General features: G+C 43.6%; 14 protein-coding genes. 2 read left to right on the top strand and 12 right to left on the bottom strand.

Annotation, left to right across the window (positions count from 1 at the left end):
- Positions 1 to 36 precede the first annotated feature (36 nt).
- Positions 37 to 1,920, bottom strand: coding sequence for a S8 family serine peptidase (locus ACFX4H_RS00695; RefSeq protein ID WP_377433476.1), 1,884 nt, complete (start codon positions 1,918 to 1,920; stop codon positions 37 to 39).
- A gap of 330 nt (positions 1,921 to 2,250) precedes the next feature.
- Positions 2,251 to 3,420: a serine hydrolase domain-containing protein gene (locus tag ACFX4H_RS00690; protein WP_377433474.1), complete on the bottom strand. Its 1,170-nt coding sequence runs from the start codon at positions 3,418 to 3,420 to the stop codon at positions 2,251 to 2,253.
- A 558-nt stretch (positions 3,421 to 3,978) separates the two neighbouring features.
- On the opposite strand from ACFX4H_RS00690, the gene ACFX4H_RS00685 reads away from it, so the two are divergent.
- Together ACFX4H_RS00685 and ACFX4H_RS00680 are read left to right on the top strand one after the other, a co-directional pair.
- Positions 3,979 to 6,012, top strand: coding sequence for a serine hydrolase domain-containing protein (locus ACFX4H_RS00685; protein WP_377433471.1), 2,034 nt, complete (start codon positions 3,979 to 3,981; stop codon positions 6,010 to 6,012).
- Between the two features lie 694 nt (positions 6,013 to 6,706).
- Positions 6,707 to 6,841 (top strand): hypothetical protein, encoded by a 135-nt coding sequence (locus ACFX4H_RS00680; RefSeq protein ID WP_377433469.1) that lies wholly within the window; start codon positions 6,707 to 6,709, stop codon positions 6,839 to 6,841.
- A 351-nt stretch (positions 6,842 to 7,192) separates the two neighbouring features.
- On the opposite strand, the gene ACFX4H_RS00675 is transcribed toward ACFX4H_RS00680, so the two are convergent.
- The 10 genes from ACFX4H_RS00675 to ACFX4H_RS00630 all read right to left on the bottom strand — a co-directional run bounded on the left by ACFX4H_RS00675 (position 7,193) and on the right by ACFX4H_RS00630 (position 16,989).
- Positions 7,193 to 7,900, bottom strand: a complete 708-nt coding sequence (locus ACFX4H_RS00675) for an ABC transporter ATP-binding protein (protein WP_034308744.1) — start codon at positions 7,898 to 7,900, stop codon at positions 7,193 to 7,195.
- Positions 7,900 to 8,682 carry an ABC transporter ATP-binding protein gene (locus tag ACFX4H_RS00670; RefSeq protein ID WP_034308746.1) on the bottom strand — a complete coding sequence of 261 codons (783 nt, stop codon included), beginning with the start codon at positions 8,680 to 8,682 and terminating at the stop codon, positions 7,900 to 7,902. Before ACFX4H_RS00670 ends, ACFX4H_RS00675 begins: the two co-directional genes overlap by 1 nt.
- Positions 8,654 to 9,619 carry a branched-chain amino acid ABC transporter permease gene (locus ACFX4H_RS00665; protein ID WP_377433467.1) on the bottom strand — a complete coding sequence of 322 codons (966 nt, stop codon included), beginning with the start codon at positions 9,617 to 9,619 and terminating at the stop codon, positions 8,654 to 8,656. Before ACFX4H_RS00665 ends, ACFX4H_RS00670 begins: the two co-directional genes overlap by 29 nt.
- A gap of 13 nt (positions 9,620 to 9,632) precedes the next feature.
- The gene (locus ACFX4H_RS00660; RefSeq protein WP_034308751.1) at positions 9,633 to 10,511 is read right to left on the bottom strand and encodes a branched-chain amino acid ABC transporter permease; all 879 of its coding nucleotides are present in this window, start codon (positions 10,509 to 10,511) and stop codon (positions 9,633 to 9,635) included.
- A 162-nt stretch (positions 10,512 to 10,673) separates the two neighbouring features.
- Entirely contained in the window at positions 10,674 to 11,852 is a 1,179-nt protein-coding gene (locus ACFX4H_RS00655) for an ABC transporter substrate-binding protein (protein WP_034308753.1), read from the bottom strand.
- A gap of 548 nt (positions 11,853 to 12,400) precedes the next feature.
- Positions 12,401 to 13,108 carry an ABC transporter ATP-binding protein gene (locus ACFX4H_RS00650; RefSeq protein WP_034308755.1) on the bottom strand — a complete coding sequence of 236 codons (708 nt, stop codon included), beginning with the start codon at positions 13,106 to 13,108 and terminating at the stop codon, positions 12,401 to 12,403.
- Entirely contained in the window at positions 13,108 to 13,887 is a 780-nt protein-coding gene (locus tag ACFX4H_RS00645) for an ABC transporter ATP-binding protein (RefSeq protein WP_063575577.1), read from the bottom strand. Before ACFX4H_RS00645 ends, ACFX4H_RS00650 begins: the two co-directional genes overlap by 1 nt.
- Positions 13,862 to 14,833: a branched-chain amino acid ABC transporter permease gene (locus tag ACFX4H_RS00640; RefSeq protein ID WP_034308758.1), complete on the bottom strand. Its 972-nt coding sequence runs from the start codon at positions 14,831 to 14,833 to the stop codon at positions 13,862 to 13,864. The genes ACFX4H_RS00645 and ACFX4H_RS00640 overlap by 26 nt, the downstream gene beginning before the upstream one ends.
- 13 nt (positions 14,834 to 14,846) lie before the next feature.
- Positions 14,847 to 15,725 carry a branched-chain amino acid ABC transporter permease gene (locus ACFX4H_RS00635; protein ID WP_034308761.1) on the bottom strand — a complete coding sequence of 293 codons (879 nt, stop codon included), beginning with the start codon at positions 15,723 to 15,725 and terminating at the stop codon, positions 14,847 to 14,849.
- Between the two features lie 76 nt (positions 15,726 to 15,801).
- Positions 15,802 to 16,989, bottom strand: coding sequence for an ABC transporter substrate-binding protein (locus tag ACFX4H_RS00630; RefSeq protein WP_377433464.1), 1,188 nt, complete (start codon positions 16,987 to 16,989; stop codon positions 15,802 to 15,804).
- Positions 16,990 to 17,174: the final 185 nt, after the last annotated feature.

Genomic DNA, 17,174 nt, shown 5'->3' with positions numbered 1-17,174 from the left:
CCAATTAGATGATTGGGGGCTGCTCCTGTTTTTCCATCACTTTTTAACTGTTACTTTTCTTGATTCGCTTACGTTTTTCGCTTTGTCTTTGGCATGAATATATAGTTTCTTTCCGGCTTTTTGCTTGGGGATTCTAACCGAGAATGTACCTTTGGTCGTTGCTGTTGCAGAGCCGATCACTTTTTTTGATGCTCTGATGTACACTGTGGAGTTAGCCTCTGCCTTTCCGGTTACTATTGTCGTTTTTGTCGTGACTGTGTTGACCGTCGGTTTACTTGGTGCCGTTTTGTCTGCGACGGTCACGGTTTTGATCGAGCTTGTATTGCCTGCTTTATCGGTTGCTGTAACGGATAGGACTTTTCCGGCTTTTTGTTTTTTTGACATCGTTACGGTGAAATTCCCTGCGCTGTTGGAATTTGCTTTGCCTAGAACCGTTCTGCCGGTTTTAACGGTGACGGAAGAGCTAGCTTCCGCTTTGCCGGTTACTTTTACGGTATTGTCACCTACCGTATTTACGGACGGTCTTGCAGGAGCCGTTTTATCTGCCACTTTAAATGAAACGGGTATACTTTTATTTCCCGATTTATCGATGAGCCTAGTAAAGATGGTCGTGCCGGCTGTTTGTTTTGCGATGGTCGCTGTAAACGTTTTTTCGCCGTTGATTTTCACTGTGGCGAGTTGTTTTTTATCGGTATAAATGGAGACGGTCCCCGTTTTGAAATCAGCCGGGATTTTCCCATTGATCTTGGTGTCCTTATCGGATATCGCAGTCACGGACGGTTTGGTCAGCGTCTTCATTTCCAGTGCTTTTTTGGCATTGACCCGCCCGTTTCCATAGTAAATGTCTTTCCCTTTTGTACCTAGGTCCACGGCTGAATCATAGAGACGGTATTCAACCTCCGTTTTGTTGAGCTTGGGCTCGTGGGACCAAATCAATGCCGCTACACCCGCCACCATTGGCGTCGCCATCGATGTTCCGCTCATCCAGCCGTATTTACCATTTGGCAAGGTTGAAAGGATATCATCCCCAGGGGCCGCAATATCGACTGTTGAATGGTAGTTGGAATAACTGAGACGCTTGTCACTTGAGTTCGTGGCAGCAACGGAAATGACGTGGCTGAATGCAGCTGGGTACACACGCTGTACATTTTTGCCCATATCCCCTTCATTCCCGGCAGCCGCGACGATCAATACGCCTTTTTTATAGGCTTCCTGGACGGCCTTGTTCAAGGACTCCGAATAACTGGTGTCGCCTAAACTCATATTGATGATGTTTGCCTTTTGCTGAACGGCATAATGTATCGCGTCAATGATATCGGCCGTATCGGCATACTCCCCATCAAAGACGTTGATCGGCATTAGTTTTACGTTCGGGGCAACACCCGTTCCGCCTATGCCGTTGTTCGCAGAACCGGCAATGATGCCAGCGATATGCGTTCCATGCTCCCCTTTTGGGATGATATGCTTCCGATTGCGTATCGTATCATAGGCATTGACGATCCTCCCTTTTAAATCTTCGTGGTTGCGATCGATGCCGTCGTCAATGATCGCCACGATCAATTCCTTCGATCCCGTTGATTTTGTCCACGCTGCACTCGTACCAAGCTTTTTATGGTGCCACTGGTCTATGTAGGCTGGATCGTTCGGACTTTCCATCTTCTTGAACAGATAGTTTGGTTCTGCATATTCCACATCCTTCTGTTCTTCAAGTTCCTCGATCAGGTTATCGGTTGATTCCCCTTTAGGAACCTCCACCTTTTCTATCAACTCGTTGATCGGCTCATCGCTCGTCTCTTTGTACTTGACGATGACACCATCAGATTGCGGCGTCTCTTCCGCAGATGCAGCATCTGGCTGGTAGATTGGCAGAATCATAAATAGTAATAATACCGGCAATATGGCCTGAATAAGTTTGTGCATACAATCACTCCAAAAAATATGATTAAGAATAGCTATCGATGAGGTTATATCATGAACCAATTCTACTATTATTCCTAACTAGATTGTATACCGTCCGATTCAGTTTTACTAACCCTTTTTATCTAGTTAAATTAACTTATTTGCACAACAAAAAAACGCTATCCTTTCCTATGATTCTAGAGAAAGAATAACGTTTTTTTCATGTTACGGAGGATTTTGTTTTATTAGCTTAATACCATTTACCACCTTAATTCTTTTTAAAAGTAAGTTGTTTTCTTAACCAGAAAGGTATATTAACTATGACAAAATTTGCATGACTTTCCTTTTTGCCTACTTGCTAAATTCAGCAAGTAAAATATTTTTAAAAGGATCAGGACCGTTATCTCTACCCAAACTGTTCAAACTGATGACCAACGTATGCTTGCCTCCAAGTGTACCTCCAGCAAGAGTAGAAAACCCTAGAATGTTACCTCCATGTCCCCATATCGAGGCACCGTTTGGAAGCTTAGTTTCAAAGATTCCAAGACCATATCCATCAATTCCTGCTATTCCTGTAGGAACTGTAGTAAGCATTTGTTTTAGTTGCTGTTCCTTCAGTAATTTGCCACGGAGCAAGGAAGAGAAGAATTTATTTAAGTCGTCAGCAGTAGAAATCATATCTCCAGCCGAGCTACCCATACTTGGGTTATAATAGGTAACGTCTTTTATCTCACTTGCTTCGTCTGGTTGGGAATATCCCCGAGCATGCTTGGTGCCTGGAATAACGCTTGAATTGCCAGGCAGGAATGTATCCGACAATTCAAGCGGTTCAATAATCCGATTTTCAATCTCTTCCGCGTAGCTGTTTCCGGTTACTTTTTCAATAAGAATACCCAGTAATACGTATCCTGTGTTTGAATAAGACCAGCCCTTTCCTGGGACAAAGTCTGGGGGCAGAGAAATCCCCATCTTCACTAGTTCTTCAGCCGTATACGATTTTTTTGTATCCATAAAATCAGCGTCTTTTGACCTTGTGTATTCAGCGATACCACTTGTATGGTTCAACATCTGACGGATAGTTATCTGTTTAGCATCATATCCATTTCCTTGAATGACACCAGGCAACCATTTTTCGATGGAGTCGTCTAGGTTCAGGCGGTTCTCTCCAGCTAATTGAAGTACAACCGTTCCGGTGAACGTCTTCGTCACACTGCCAATGCGAAAGCGAAAATCTGTTTTCATTGGTTTCTTGGTGCTAAGATCCGCTACCCCAGTGGCATACCCCCACGTTTTTCCTCCCTCAGAAGTTTTAGCAAGTATCCCAGGGTATCCAAGTTGCAATGTATCCCGCATTGCTTGCTTGACGGAATTATGATCTCGTTGAGTGCTTGTTTGTAACGTACTGGATACATTTTGAGTGGGCTCTACTTTTGCAATTGAGGTTGGCGATGTGTATAGCAGGGAACTTCCAGCTATTAAAAGGGCAAGACTTGCAAATGTAATTTTACTACGTGTTTTCATAAGGTATTCCTCATCTCTATTTATCTTGTATGGTTAGTTGTTTGCTGTTTCGTATTAACCACACAGCTATTATCTCCGCCAATGACAAATGTCAAAATTGAATTCGTAATTATTATTTTTACCAACGCCATTCTGTCCTAAGTAAATGCCTCTTTTCCCATATGCATGTTAACCCTGGAAATTACTTCTTTTCCTTAACACTCTTGTTACTGGTTTGTTTTTCATGAATAGGTCATACCTGTTTCCCCCTTCACGCCTCTTTATATTTTTATCATGCACAATGAAAATCCCCCTCCTCCTTTATTGTTAGTGCGTTAAAAACTGCTCTTTGATTCTAGGTGTTTTTCTGTCACATACGGTAGTGTCAAAATGTCATGGTTTCTATGACATAGCTATTAATACAGCCGTTTCCCACTCAATTTTTGTTGTTCTTTATGAATATGACAAAGGTTCACTATCGACTATGACTCGCCGCTTGCTACACTTTGTTCATACGCTAACGAGCCCCTAACTCGTTGTGCTAACAAAAATTCCAATCAAATAAAGGAGCTAACAAAAATGAAAAAAGCAATTAACAAACTGGGGATCGTTGCAATTCTTCTTACTTCTTCAACCATGATTTCTGCATGTTCCCAACAATCGTTAGAAGCAGGAAAATCAAAACCATCGGAATCCACGGCTAATATCCAAATGACGAAAGGACCTAATAATAAAAAAGAAATAGAATCTTTTGCTGATCCGTTATTTGAAGAAAAAATGAAGAAGTTCAATGTGAACGGTTCTAGTTTTGTCGTCGTTCATGATGGAAAGGTCGTTGCCAATAAAGGGTATGGATATGCCGATAAAGAAAAGAAAATCCCAGTCACTAAGGACACGGTCTTTCAAATCGGTTCAGTCACGAAAACTTTTACTGCTTTGGCTGTGATGCAGCAAGTCGATAAAGGAAGGCTTAAACTAGATCAAGACGTACAAAAATATTTTGGTGGATTAAAAATGCCTAATCAAACTGGGAAACCTCTTACCCTGTTTGATATGCTCACTTATACCAGCGGGGTGGATTTTCCCGATCTTACAAACATAACTGGACCTGAATATATTAATAATAATAATAGTATACCGATGAAAGAATTTTTCGCTAAACATATGCCAACTGTGGTACGGCCACCAGGAGAGGTTTATACGTATGACAACGTCGGATTTGCGCTCGCAGGGTTTGCAGTGGAGAATGCTACCAACACCCCTTTCTCGAAATATATGGAAAAGAATATTTTCAAACCATTAGATATGAAATCTACAAGCATGAGCTTTACGCCTGATCTTCTCGAAAAAATGGCCACACCTTATGGTCCCACTGGCGATCCGATTCCAGCAAGCGGGAGCGGTTTAAGGGATACACCACAAGGAGGCATTTTATCTACTGCAGAAGACATGTCAAAATACATGATTATGCAACTACAGAAAGGAAAGTTTAAAGACAAGGAAATTGTAAGTAAAAAAAGCTTGGATATGATGCATGCCTATCAAGTTTTTGATGATAAGACGATTCCTGTTGCGACAATTGGATTTGAAACGCCTTTTAATGAATTTGCTAACGGACAACACGTTGTAATAAAAGGGGGAAGCATGCCTGGACATCAATCACTGCTGATTTTAGTGCCTGAACAAAAAACAGCATTCTTCATGTCTTACAATAATGATTCAATGATGAGTGTAGACATATATGAAACTCTCATGGATCACTATTTCCCTGCTAAGAAGAATGAAGGAAAAACAAGTTATCTCCCGTTAGAGGAAAAAGAAGCTCATAAATACTTCGGCTTATTCCAAAATACGCGTTTCGCTGCACTTCGCACTCATTTCACTTATGAAAATGGGAACTTGGTCATGGAGAGTGGATTTGGAAAACAAGTTCTCAAAATGATTCATCCGTTGTTATTTGAAGATTCGGAAGGCAGCAAAGTTGCTTTCAAAAAGAATTCAGCTGGAGAAATCGCATATTTTCACTACAACTCTCCTAAAAGCCTTGATTTTGTAGCAGATGCCCAGAGATTTAACAACAAACCACCTTTTGATGACGTTCCACAAAAGAGTAACTATAGAAGTCACATTGATAATCTTCATGCTCTAAATATTATGGGTGCTAAAACAGGTAATCTATTCAAACCGATGGACATCATGACACAAGGAGAGTTTGCGGATACGTTGTTACTTGCTTATGGATGGAACGGTTTTCCAGACGACTCCAAGGAGGCAAGGGAAAAAGTTATGAAAGGAGTTCCAGGGTATGACCGTGGAACTCCGATTACCCGACAGGTCGCAGCAACCATGATTCAAAACTTAAAGCAAATTCATGACATGAAACCGATTCAACCTGACAAAGCTATTAAAGTTACATTACTTGATGCTGCGGATGACTGGGCAATTCAATCGATTCAGGCACTTGCCTCCCAAGGAATTCTAGACCCTGATACTTCCATTAATGCTGACGGTTCCTTAACCTTCCGTCCGAAGGATTTATTACTGCGTCAAGAAGCAAGTGCTTTGCTGGATTTAGCCTTTGGCTATCATGCACTACCTAACAAACAGCAGTAGATATTTTATTCATAGATTGAATCATGAAAAAATTGAATGCTGATGAAAAACCAACTCCAGCTAAAATAATATAAAAGATTCGACTTTGTAAGACCTTTATGAAAACGGAAACGATTCTATAGATAATGTTATTGCATTTAAAGAAGGAACCTATCATGAAATATGATAGGTTCCTTCTTTGTTATATAGGGGGAATCATGCTTACCATCAACTTAAGAAATTAATGGTTCCCAAAAACGAAAAAATGAGCCAAAATCTCATAAATAACTGTGGAGGGGTAAACTTTTCGTTATTAAAAACCTTAGCTTGATGGTCATGGGGTTCTATCTACGAGATGCGAGACTCCAGACCCCGCAGGCTCGAAGGTCGAGGGCGGGCCGCCCGCGGAAAGCGAGTGCCTGGAGTGGAAATCAACGGTTCAAGTTTTACACACCCTCAAAAAAAGTGTAGACAAAAGGAGGTCTATTTTACTGTTAAAACAAAGTTGATTGAAACGGAAGGTACGAGACTCCTGCGGGAAATGCGAGTCCAGGGGAGACCCCGCAGGCGCGAAGCGTCGAGGAGGCTCACGGACCGCCCGCGGAAAGCGAGTGCCTGGAGTGGAAATCAACGGCCGCGTTCTACAACTCCTCAAAAAAGGTGTAGACTAAAGGAGTTCTATCTTACTGTTAAAACCAAGACTAGATTATTCTTCATGTTTTTTACTGTAATCCTTATTGGATGGAAGAAATTTGCGACACTCCTGCCGAATTACTGGCTAGCCGAGACACCGCAGCCGCTAGGCGAGGAGGCTTGGCAGACAGTCGGCGGAAAGGGAGCGGATTTCTGAAATCAACTGGAACTTTTTTTAAAAAAACTTGCAAGCAAACTCGCTTTTCCTCGAATATATCTCCAGTCAGTCTGGGAGTTCCGATTGGTCTAATCCTAAACCATGATTTTAAAACAAGACTAGATTATTCTTCATGTTTTTTTACTGTATTCCTTATTGGATGGAAGAAATTTGCGACACTCCTGCCGAATTACTGGCTAGCCGAGACACCGCAGCCGCTAGGCGAGGAGGCTTGGCAGACAGTCGGCGGAAAGGGAGCGGATTTCTGAAATCAACTGGAACCTTTTTTTTTTAAAAAAACTGCAGCCAAACTCGCTTTTCCCTCGAGTTCGTCTGCAGTCTATAACAGGTTTAATGTCCGCCTAAATAGGCATTCTTGATTTCTTCGCTTGCGGTCAGTTCCTCTGATTTGCCTGATAGGACGATTCGGCCGGTTTCGACAACATAGGCTCTGTCCGCGATGGATAGTGCTAAGTTGGCATTTTGTTCGACCAGCAGAATCGTCGTACCTGTTTTGTTGATTTCTTCGATGATATGAAAGATTTGCTTCACCAATAATGGAGCAAGTCCCATCGATGGCTCGTCCAGTAACAGAAGCCGGGGCTTGGCCATGAGTGCCCTGCCCATCGCGAGCATTTGCTGTTCCCCGCCGGAAAGGGTTCCGGATTGCTGTTTCAGACGCTCCAGCAAACGCGGGAATAATTCATAGACTTTCTCCATGTCCTGCTTGATGCCTGCCTTATCCTTGCGCAGATAAGCACCTAGCTGAAGGTTTTCTTCGACGGTCATGTTAGCAAAGACCCGCCTGCCTTCAGGGACATGGGAAATGCCCATTTTCACGATGGATTGTGCTGCCTTCCCTCCGATGGAATCCCCTTCGTATATGATCTTCCCTTGTTTTGGTTTTAATAGGCCGGAAATGCTCTTCAGCAACGTGCTTTTCCCGGCTCCGTTCGCCCCGATCAGGGTTACGATTTCGCCTTCGTTAATAGAAAGCGAGATTCCTTTCAAGGCTTGAATGTTTCCGTAATAGACGTTGATGTCCTCGATTTTTAACATTATGAAACCTCCTCGCCCAGATAGGCCTCGATGACTTTTGGATTGTTACGGATTTCCTCTGGCTTTCCTTGAGCGATCAGTTGTCCGTGATCTAGTACATATATGCGTTCGCAAACACCCATGACGAGCGGCATATCATGTTCTATCAATAATACGGTCAAATCGAATTTCTCACGGATGAGGGCAATCAGGTTCATGAGTTCGTGCGTTTCCTGGGGGTTCATCCCCGCTGCCGGTTCATCGAGCAAAAGCAGTTTCGGGTTGGCGGCAAGGGCACGGGCGATCTCCAAACGTCTTTGTTTACCATATGGCAGGTTCTTTGCCTTTTCATCCTTATATTGATCAAGGTTGAAGATCTTCAGGAACTCAATCGCTTTTTCATCCATTTCCTTTTCGCCTTTAAAATGGATCGGCATGCGGAAGATCGAACTTAAGATGCCATGCTTCGAAAGCGAATGATAGGCCACTTTTACATTGTCGATCACCGATAGTTCGCTGAATAAGCGAATGTTCTGGAATGTCCGGCTGATCCCTTTTTGCGTGATTTTATATGGAGGCAGTTTTCTTAAGTTCTCACCTTCCAAAGAAATGGTGCCCTCCGTCGGGACGTAAACTCCTGTCAGCAAGTTAAAGAAAGTGGTTTTTCCAGCGCCGTTCGGCCCGATCAAGCCAATTAGTTCTCCTGGATATAATTCGACGTTAACATCAGAAACGGCTTTAAGCCCTCCGAACTGGATGCCGACCGAATCGACTTTAAGCAGCGGTGTTTTTATTTTTTTCATGGCTGCTTCCTCCTTTACGTTTGAACATGGATGTTATTTCTTTGGTACCCATTAAACCTTGCGGGCGATAGAGCATCATCACGATAAGCACAAGACTGTAGATGATCATTCGTGTTTCCGGATAATCCTGCAGGAAAGTCGTGACTACCGTCAGTAATATCGCGGCCAATACGGCACCGGAAAGACTTCCAAGACCACCAAGTACGACAAGGATCAAAATATCAAATGATTTCAGAAATCCAAAGTTCGACGGCTGGATGATATAGAAGTTATGAGCGTAAAGCCCCCCAGCGATACCGGCAAAAAAAGCACCGATCGCAAAGGCGACAACTTTATAATAGGTCGTGTTGATTCCCATCGAATCGGCAGCCGTTTCGTCCTCGCGGATCGATATGCAGGCTCTTCCATGGGTCGAGCTAGTAAAGTTTCGGATGACGATGATCGTTACGATGACGGATGCGAATACCCACGGCCAAGTGGTCAAATGGGAAACCTGCATGCCGCTCGCCCCGCCGACATAATCGATATTCAAAAGCATGATCCGGACGATTTCCCCAAAACCAAGGGTCGCAATCGCCAGATAGTCACCTTTTAAGCGTAAGCTAGGAATTCCGATGATCAATCCTGCCAGCGCTGACGCCAAACCGCCGACTATCAATGCCGTATAAAATGGCATTTCCAGCTTCATCGTCATGACGGCTGAAGCATAGGCACCGACTGCCAGGAATCCGGCATGCCCGATGGAGAACTGCCCGGTTATCCCAATGATCAAGTGCAGGCTCGCCGCCAGAATGATGTTGATCCCGATGAACATGAGCGTATTTTGATAAAAAGGATTTAGCGATCCGCCGCCGATTAACACTTGAACTACGGCGAAAAAGATCAATGATAGTGAAATCGAGAGCCAAAAACCTTTTGCTCGCTTAATTGTAGTCATTGCTTTGTCTCCCCTATACTTTTTCTTTTTTGTTTTTACCGAATAAGCCTTGTGGCATGAAAATCAAGATAAGAATCAGTACGACGAAGGCTACAGCATCACGCCATAATGAGTAACCGGCGGCACTGACCAAAGCTTCGATGACTCCTAGCAATAGGCCACCGACCATCGCGCCCGGTATAATCCCGATCCCTCCAAGTACGGCGGCAACGAATGCCTTCAATCCCGGAAGCACACCCATGAGCGGCTCGATCTTAATATAGTAAATACCGAAAATGACGCCCGCTGCCCCAGCCAATGCGGAACCGATTGCAAAGGTGGCAGAAATCGTGTTATCGACATTTATACCCATCAGCTTAGCTGCATCCGCATCGTAGGAAACGGCACGCATCGCTTTTCCAATTTTCGATTTATGAACGATGATTTGAAGGATGATCATCAAGACTACAGCCACTCCAAAAATCAAAATCGATTGACTATTGATGGAAACTCCAAAAATATTGAACTTGTCTGTCGGCAATACATCATTCGGATAAGCTTCCGGCTGTGCACCGCGGACGTAGATGAATCCGTATTCGATCAAAAGGGAAACACCGATGGCAGTGATAAGTGCCGCGATACGTGTTGCGTTACGCAATGGCTTGTACGCGATACGTTCGATCAATACTCCAAACAGAGCACAGACCGTCATCGAGATTAATAGGGCGGGCACGAATGACAGATCCAGGACCGTTATTGAGTAAAACCCAACGAATGAGCCGACCATGAATACATCGCCATGTGCGAAGTTTATCAATTTAACAATCCCGTAAACCATCGTATATCCGAGAGCGATAAGGGCATAAATACTTCCTAATGAAACCCCGTTAATTAACTGTTGTATCAATTCCATGTTCGACTCTCCTTGAAAATCTAATTTTATGAGTGATTAGTCCAGACTCTTTCATTCCGCTAAGGGGATGCTCAGCACCCTGGCATGCTTGAAAAATGAGAATTCGCCAGCACCTTCTTATTAAGGAAGGGCCGGCGAAAGGGTTGGAGTTGTTCTCCGAAATTAAGGATTGATTTTTGTGTTGAATACTTGTTTTCCTTCTTTAAATTCAAGGATGGTGGCAGATTTGATTGGATTATGTTTTTCATCCAATGTGAATGTACCCGTAACAAGCTCAAGGTCAGCCGTTTTTTCCAGCGCTTCTTTGATTTTTTCCGAATCCGCTGAACCAGCACGTTTAATCGCGTCTGCAAGGAAGTATCCTGTGTCATATCCTAGGGCATTGAATGCATCCGGGGACTTATCTTTGTATTTCGCTTTAAATGCTGACACAAAATTCTGAATTTTCTCATCAGGATCACCTGAAGAATAGTGGTTCGTGATGAACGTATTATTTAGAGCTTTTGCACCGGCAATTTCAACTAGCTTAGGAGAATCCCAGCCGTCGCCGCCCATGAATGGAACGTCAAGTCCAGTTTCCCGTGCCTGCTTCACGATCAGACCAGCTTCCTCATAGTAACCAGGAAGGAAAATGAAATCAGGTTTTGCCGATTTCAAACGAGTCAATGTGGAACGGAAATCAGTATCCTTCGCAATGTAAGCTTCCTCAGCAACAACTTTTCCGCCATTCTTTTCGAATTGTTCTTTAAAGGCTGCGGCTAACCCTTTTGAATAATCACTTGAGCTGTCAATATAGATGGCTGCACTTTTCGCTTTGATTTCTTTAGCGGCAAAGTTTGCAGCTACCGTCCCTTGGAACGGATCGATGAAGCTTGTCCTGAAAACGAAATCATTCAATTTATCCTTGCTGAAAGTGATTTCAGGGCTTGTACCAGAAGGTGAAATGACCGGCACTTTATTATCTTGGGCAATCTGTACTTGTGCAATCGAGTTCGTGCTTGTTGCTGCGCCCACGATCGCTGCTACCTGATCTTGCGATGTCAGCTTGATCGCCCCGCTTGTCGCTTCGGACGCTTCAGATTTATTATCGACTTTAATTAGTTTGATTTTTTTACCGTCAATACCTTCTTTATTGATTTCTGCAGTTGCAAGCTCCAGACCTTCTGCAATCGATTGTCCATATGAAGCTACACCGCCTGATAATTCAAGGTTGACACCGATTTTGATCGTATCTCCATCCCCGCTTGATTTTTCAGATGAACCAGAGCCGGAACAACCCGCTAGCACTCCTGCAGCAAGTGATAGAGAAAGGAATGCACTTGCTAATTTTTTCTTTTTCATAAATAATCCCCCCATTTTGTAATCAAGCTCTGATGCATGAATATTTATTCATGATCCTTCAGAAAAAAATTGATTAGATGAAATGTTTCAAATTAAATTAATATTTCGAAAAATAGTTTACCGCATAATTTTCATTCCGTCTATACAATAATTGCGAGAAGATTTCGGTAATTAGGATATTCTTCACAGGTAGTGCCTTATCATTTTTATCTTTATATATTTTAAATATTGCGACAATAGGCGATATAATCAGAAAAAACGGATAATTAAATTATATTGATATTATAAATTCCTTATTTACAGATCAAAAAATTTTATTCATTCTCTAATTTTACTCATCCTATTAATTACATTTTTACCAAAATACAAGTATATTGATAGGGAATTAAACCCAGTTTTTTCGTGTTTTTTTAGTCTTAATTCCTATATCAAAATTGAATAATACTATATTGGATGTATAAAATCATGCATGAAACCCTGTGCTTTTTTATCTTTTTGCATATTTTGCATAACCCGATCAACAAACAAAAAAACCGCCAAATGGCGGTTCAGTGGCCTCCTAAATAGGCCATTTTAATTTCTTCACTTGATGTTAGTTCCTCGGCATTGCCCGACAGGACGATTCGGCCCGTTTCAACGACATACGCCCGATCTGCAATGGATAAGGCGAGGTTGGCGTTTTGCTCGACCAAAAGGATCGTTGTGCCGGACTCACTGATTTCCTGGATGATGTTGAATATTTGCTTCACCAGAAGCGGTGCAAGGCCCATCGAAGGTTCATCGAGCAGTAATAATCGCGGTTTCGCCATTAAGGCCCTGCCCATTGCAAGCATCTGCTGTTCGCCGCCTGAAAGCGTGCCAGCCTGCTGTTTGATTCTTTCCAGCAGCCTCGGAAATAGCTCGTATACCTTTTCCATATCCTTATGGATGCCATCCTTGTCTTTCCGCAAATAAGCTCCAAGCTCCAGGTTTTCGGCCACCGTCATGTTGGCGAAGACACGTCGTCCTTCAGGCACATGGGATATGCCCAGTTTCACGATGGCCTGTGCCGCTTTTCCCCCAATCGAATCGCCTTCGAACAGAACTTTTCCTTGCTTTGGTTTTAACAGACCGGAAATCGTTTTGAGCAGCGTGCTTTTTCCCGCTCCGTTCGCCCCGATCAAAGTCACGATTTCCCCTTCATTTATCTCCATGGAAACCCCTTTTAGCGCTTGAATATTGCCGTAATAAACATTGATGTCCTCTATTTTCAGCATCAGGAAACCTCCTCCCCTAGATATGCCTCGATAACCTTTGGATCGTTGCGGATTTCTTCCGGCTTTCCGTGAGCGATGAGCTGTCCATGATCAAGGACATAAATCCGTTCGCATACACCCATGACCAGTGACATATCATGTTCGATGAGCAAAACGGTAAGGTTGAACTCCTTCCGGATAAAAGCAATGAGGTTCATTAATTCTTTCGTTTCATGGGGATTCATCCCGGCTGCCGGTTCATCCAGTAAAAGAAGTTTCGGATTGGCGGCAAGGGCACGGGCGATTTCCAGCCGCCTTTGCTGTCCGTATGGAAGATTCTTCGCTTTTTCGTCCTTAAAATGGTCAAGATTGAAAATCCGCAAAAATTCGAGCGCCTTTTCATCCATTTCCTTTTCCCCTGAAAAATGTCCGGGCAACCGGAATATGGAGCTTGGAATTCCATGCTTGGCAAGCGAGTGGTAAGCAACCTTCACATTATCGATCACGGATAACTCACTGAAGAGACGAATGTTTTGAAAGGTCCTCGAGATCCCTTTTCGGGTAATTTTATAAGGCTGCTGCTTATTTAGATTTTCCCCGTTCAAGGCGATCGTTCCTTCTGTAGGGACATACACACCCGTCAATAAATTGAAGAAGGTCGTTTTCCCAGCTCCATTCGGCCCGATCAGGCCTACAAGTTCCCCTGGAAATAATTCCACGTTCACATCGGACACCGCTTTCAATCCGCCAAAGCGGATACCCACCGAATCTACCTTAAGCAACGGTATTGTGGCTTCCATCCTTTGGGCCCCCTTTCGTTTTTTTATGTGTGAACAATGATGTGATTTCTTTTGTTCCCATTAACCCCTGCGGGCGGAAAATCATCATCAGGATCAGGACAAGACTGTAGATGATCATCCGCGTTTCCGGATAATCCTGAAGGAATGTCGTCACGATCGTCAGTAAAATGGCGGCCAAAACCGAACCTGAAAGACTTCCAAGACCGCCAAGTACGACGAAAATCAGTATATCGAAGGATTTCAGGAAACCGAAATTCGATGGCTGGATAATATAAAAATTATGGGCATAGAGCGATCCGGCAATTCCGGCAAAAAAAGCTCCGATGACGAAGGCAGCCACTTTATAATAGGTCGTATTGATTCCCATCGCATCAGCCGCCGTTTCATCTTCCCTTACGGATATGCATGCACGCCCGTGAGTCGAATTGGTGAAATTCCTGATGACTAAGACGGTGATCATGACACAGGCAAAAACCCATGGCCAAGTAGTCAGGTGGGATACCTGCATCCCGCTTGCACCGCCTACATATTCAATATTCAAAAGGACGATCCGGACAATTTCCCCAAAACCAAGGGTGGCTATCGCCAGGTAATCCCCCTTCAGGCGCAAGCTGGGTATCCCGATCACCATACCCGCAACAGCGGCGATGACGCCCCCAGTCAATACAGCTATGATGAAAGGAAGTTCCAGCTTCATTGTCATGACTGCCGAAGCATAGGCCCCAACCGCTAAGAAACCTGCATGCCCGATCGAGAACTGCCCGGTTATTCCAATGATTAAATGAAGGCTCGTCGCCAGCATGATATTGATGCCGATGAACATGAGCGTGTTGATATAAAATGGATTGAGGATACCGTTTGAAATGGTGTACTGCATGATTCCGAAAAAAATAAGTGCGAGCACGATCGAGAGCCAAAAACCCTTTGAATTCTTTAAAGTAGTCATCGCCATGTCTCCCCTATACTTTTTCTCTTTTATTTTTACCGAATAGTCCCTGCGGCAAGAAAATCAAAATCAAGATAAGTACGACGAAAGCCACACCATCGCGCCATAATGAGTAACCGGCGGCACTGACCAAAGCCTCGATCACTCCAAGCAGAAGACCGCCGACCATCGCTCCCGGAATGATGCCGATGCCGCCCAAGACGGCTGCAACAAATGCTTTAAGGCCAGGAAGGACACCCATCAACGGTTCGATTTTAATATAGTAGATGCCAAAAATGACACCAGCCGCCCCTGCCAGGGCCGAACCTATGGCGAACGTAGCGGAAATCGTATTGTTCACATTGATTCCCATCAGCTTGGCCGCCTCGGAATCGAAAGAAACGGCACGCATCGCTTTGCCGATTTTGGTTTTATGGACAACGAATTGCAGGATGATCATTAATATGATGGATACGGATAAGATCAATATCGATTGACTGCTGATGGAAACTCCGAATATATCGAGTTTATCCATCGGAAGGACATTATTTGGATAGGCTTCCGGCTGGGCGCCCCGGATGTAAATCAGCCCATTTTCTATCAGAAGGGAAACACCGATGGCCGTTATCAAGGCCGCAATCCGTGTTGCATTACGAAGGGGTTTATAAGCAATGCGTTCAATTAAAACGCCAAAGATGGCACATGTGGCCATTGAAATCAATAAAGCCGGTATGAAGGATAAGTCCATTACGGTAATGGCGTAAAAGCCCACAAATGAACCGACCATGAATACGTCTCCATGAGCGAAGTTTATGAGTTTGACGATTCCATACACCATCGTATAACCAAGCGCGATCAAAGCATAAATGCTTCCGAGTGAAATGCCATTTACCAATTGCTGAATCAGTTCCATATTGCACTCTCCCCGTTAAGGTGTTTTTTAAGTGAATATAGAATAGGGGGGACTTGCCCCCTATCCACGTAAGGTATTATGGATTGATTTTTGTCTTGAATGTTTGTTTGCCATCCACATATTCCAAGATGGTCGCCGATTTGATCGGATCATGATTTTCATCAAGGTTCAGCGTTCCGGAAACTAATTGAAGATCTTTTACATCTTCCAACGCTTGTCTGATTTTTTCAGGGGAAGCATCTCCAGATCTCTTGATGGCGTCTGCCAGGTAGTACCCAGTGTCATAGCCAAGTGCAGCAAAGGCATCCGGTGTTTTATTGTATTCCTTTTTGAAGGCTGCAACGAAATCCTGGATTTTTGCATCTTCATCTTCTGGGGAATAGTGATTCGTGATATAAGTATTTTTTAAAGCTTCCGCTCCGGCAATTTCAACGACCTTCGGGGAATCCCAGCCGTCCCCGCCCATGAATGGAAGGTCTATGCCGTCTTCACGTGCCTGTTTTAGGATCAATCCGACTTCCTCATAATAACCAGGAAGGAAAACGAACTCAGGTTTTGCCGATTTGATACGTGTCAATGTAGAACGGAAATCAGTATCTTTCGTTACATAAGCTTCTTCCGCCACGATCTTACCGCCCTTGGCAGTGAATGCTTCTTTAAAAGCTGCGGCCAATCCTTTAGAATAATCGCTTGCGCTATCCACATAGATCGCAGCCGTCTTTGCCCCTATTTCGTCAGATGCGAAATTGGCTGCCACCGTACCTTGGAATGGATCGATAAAGCAAGTTCTGAACACATAATCATTTAATTTTCCAGCTTTATTGGTAATGTCGGGATTTGTTGCAGTTGGTGTGAGTAGAGGAACTTTATTATCCTGTGCGACTTGAACCTGTGCCAATGTATTCGTGCTTGTCGCAGATCCGACTACAGCCACTACCTTGTCCTGGCTGACTAACTTGATCGAACCGCTTGTAGCTTCTGCTGCATCTGATTTATTATCAACCTTCACGATTTCCAATTTTTTACCGTCGATGCCCTCTTTATTAATCTCATCGATGGCCAGTTTCAAACCATCGGCAGCCGATTGGCCGAATGATGCCGTACCTCCGGACAATTCAAGGTTGGCCCCAATTTTAATGGTGTCACCCGATTTTGATGAACCCCCGCCTGAACTGCTGGTTTTCGAGTCGCCGCTGCAACCTGCCAGCGTCCCTGCAACCAAAGAAAGTGATAGAAACACTCCTGCTAGCTTTTTCTTCTTCATTTGAAACCCCCTTGTTTTAATATGTTCTTTTAAACAAATAGAATATCTGAATAAAAATAATATTCTGAAAATATAGTGTATCTCATTCTTTCGACCCCGTCTATATGATATGGATAAAAAAGTTATTTAAAGGAATATCTTCTATTCACCACAAAAAAAACTGACCCTTTATAGAGTCAGTTGAT

The organism is Peribacillus sp. YIM B13477 (assembly GCF_042787955.1).
GTDB classification, from domain to species: domain Bacteria; phylum Bacillota; class Bacilli; order Bacillales; family DSM-1321; genus Peribacillus; species Peribacillus frigoritolerans.
This window is presented reverse-complemented; position numbering and strand designations above follow the sequence as displayed.

What these genes read in the sequence shown, in the direction of transcription:
- ACFX4H_RS00695 (WP_377433476.1), bottom strand. Translation starts at nt 1,920, where the DNA reads ATGCACAAACTTATTCAGGCCATATTGCCGGTATTATTACTATTTATG.
- ACFX4H_RS00690 (WP_377433474.1), bottom strand. Translation starts at nt 3,420, where the DNA reads ATGAAAACACGTAGTAAAATTACATTTGCAAGTCTTGCCCTTTTAATA.
- ACFX4H_RS00685 (WP_377433471.1), top strand. Translation starts at nt 3,979, where the DNA reads ATGAAAAAAGCAATTAACAAACTGGGGATCGTTGCAATTCTTCTTACT.
- ACFX4H_RS00680 (WP_377433469.1), top strand. Translation starts at nt 6,707, where the DNA reads ATGTTTTTTACTGTAATCCTTATTGGATGGAAGAAATTTGCGACACTC.
- ACFX4H_RS00675 (WP_034308744.1), bottom strand. Translation starts at nt 7,900, where the DNA reads ATGTTAAAAATCGAGGACATCAACGTCTATTACGGAAACATTCAAGCC.
- ACFX4H_RS00670 (WP_034308746.1), bottom strand. Translation starts at nt 8,682, where the DNA reads ATGAAAAAAATAAAAACACCGCTGCTTAAAGTCGATTCGGTCGGCATC.
- ACFX4H_RS00665 (WP_377433467.1), bottom strand. Translation starts at nt 9,619, where the DNA reads ATGACTACAATTAAGCGAGCAAAAGGTTTTTGGCTCTCGATTTCACTA.
- ACFX4H_RS00660 (WP_034308751.1), bottom strand. Translation starts at nt 10,511, where the DNA reads ATGGAATTGATACAACAGTTAATTAACGGGGTTTCATTAGGAAGTATT.
- ACFX4H_RS00655 (WP_034308753.1), bottom strand. Translation starts at nt 11,852, where the DNA reads ATGAAAAAGAAAAAATTAGCAAGTGCATTCCTTTCTCTATCACTTGCT.
- ACFX4H_RS00650 (WP_034308755.1), bottom strand. Translation starts at nt 13,108, where the DNA reads ATGCTGAAAATAGAGGACATCAATGTTTATTACGGCAATATTCAAGCG.
- ACFX4H_RS00645 (WP_063575577.1), bottom strand. Translation starts at nt 13,887, where the DNA reads ATGGAAGCCACAATACCGTTGCTTAAGGTAGATTCGGTGGGTATCCGC.
- ACFX4H_RS00640 (WP_034308758.1), bottom strand. Translation starts at nt 14,833, where the DNA reads ATGACTACTTTAAAGAATTCAAAGGGTTTTTGGCTCTCGATCGTGCTC.
- ACFX4H_RS00635 (WP_034308761.1), bottom strand. Translation starts at nt 15,725, where the DNA reads ATGGAACTGATTCAGCAATTGGTAAATGGCATTTCACTCGGAAGCATT.
- ACFX4H_RS00630 (WP_377433464.1), bottom strand. Translation starts at nt 16,989, where the DNA reads ATGAAGAAGAAAAAGCTAGCAGGAGTGTTTCTATCACTTTCTTTGGTT.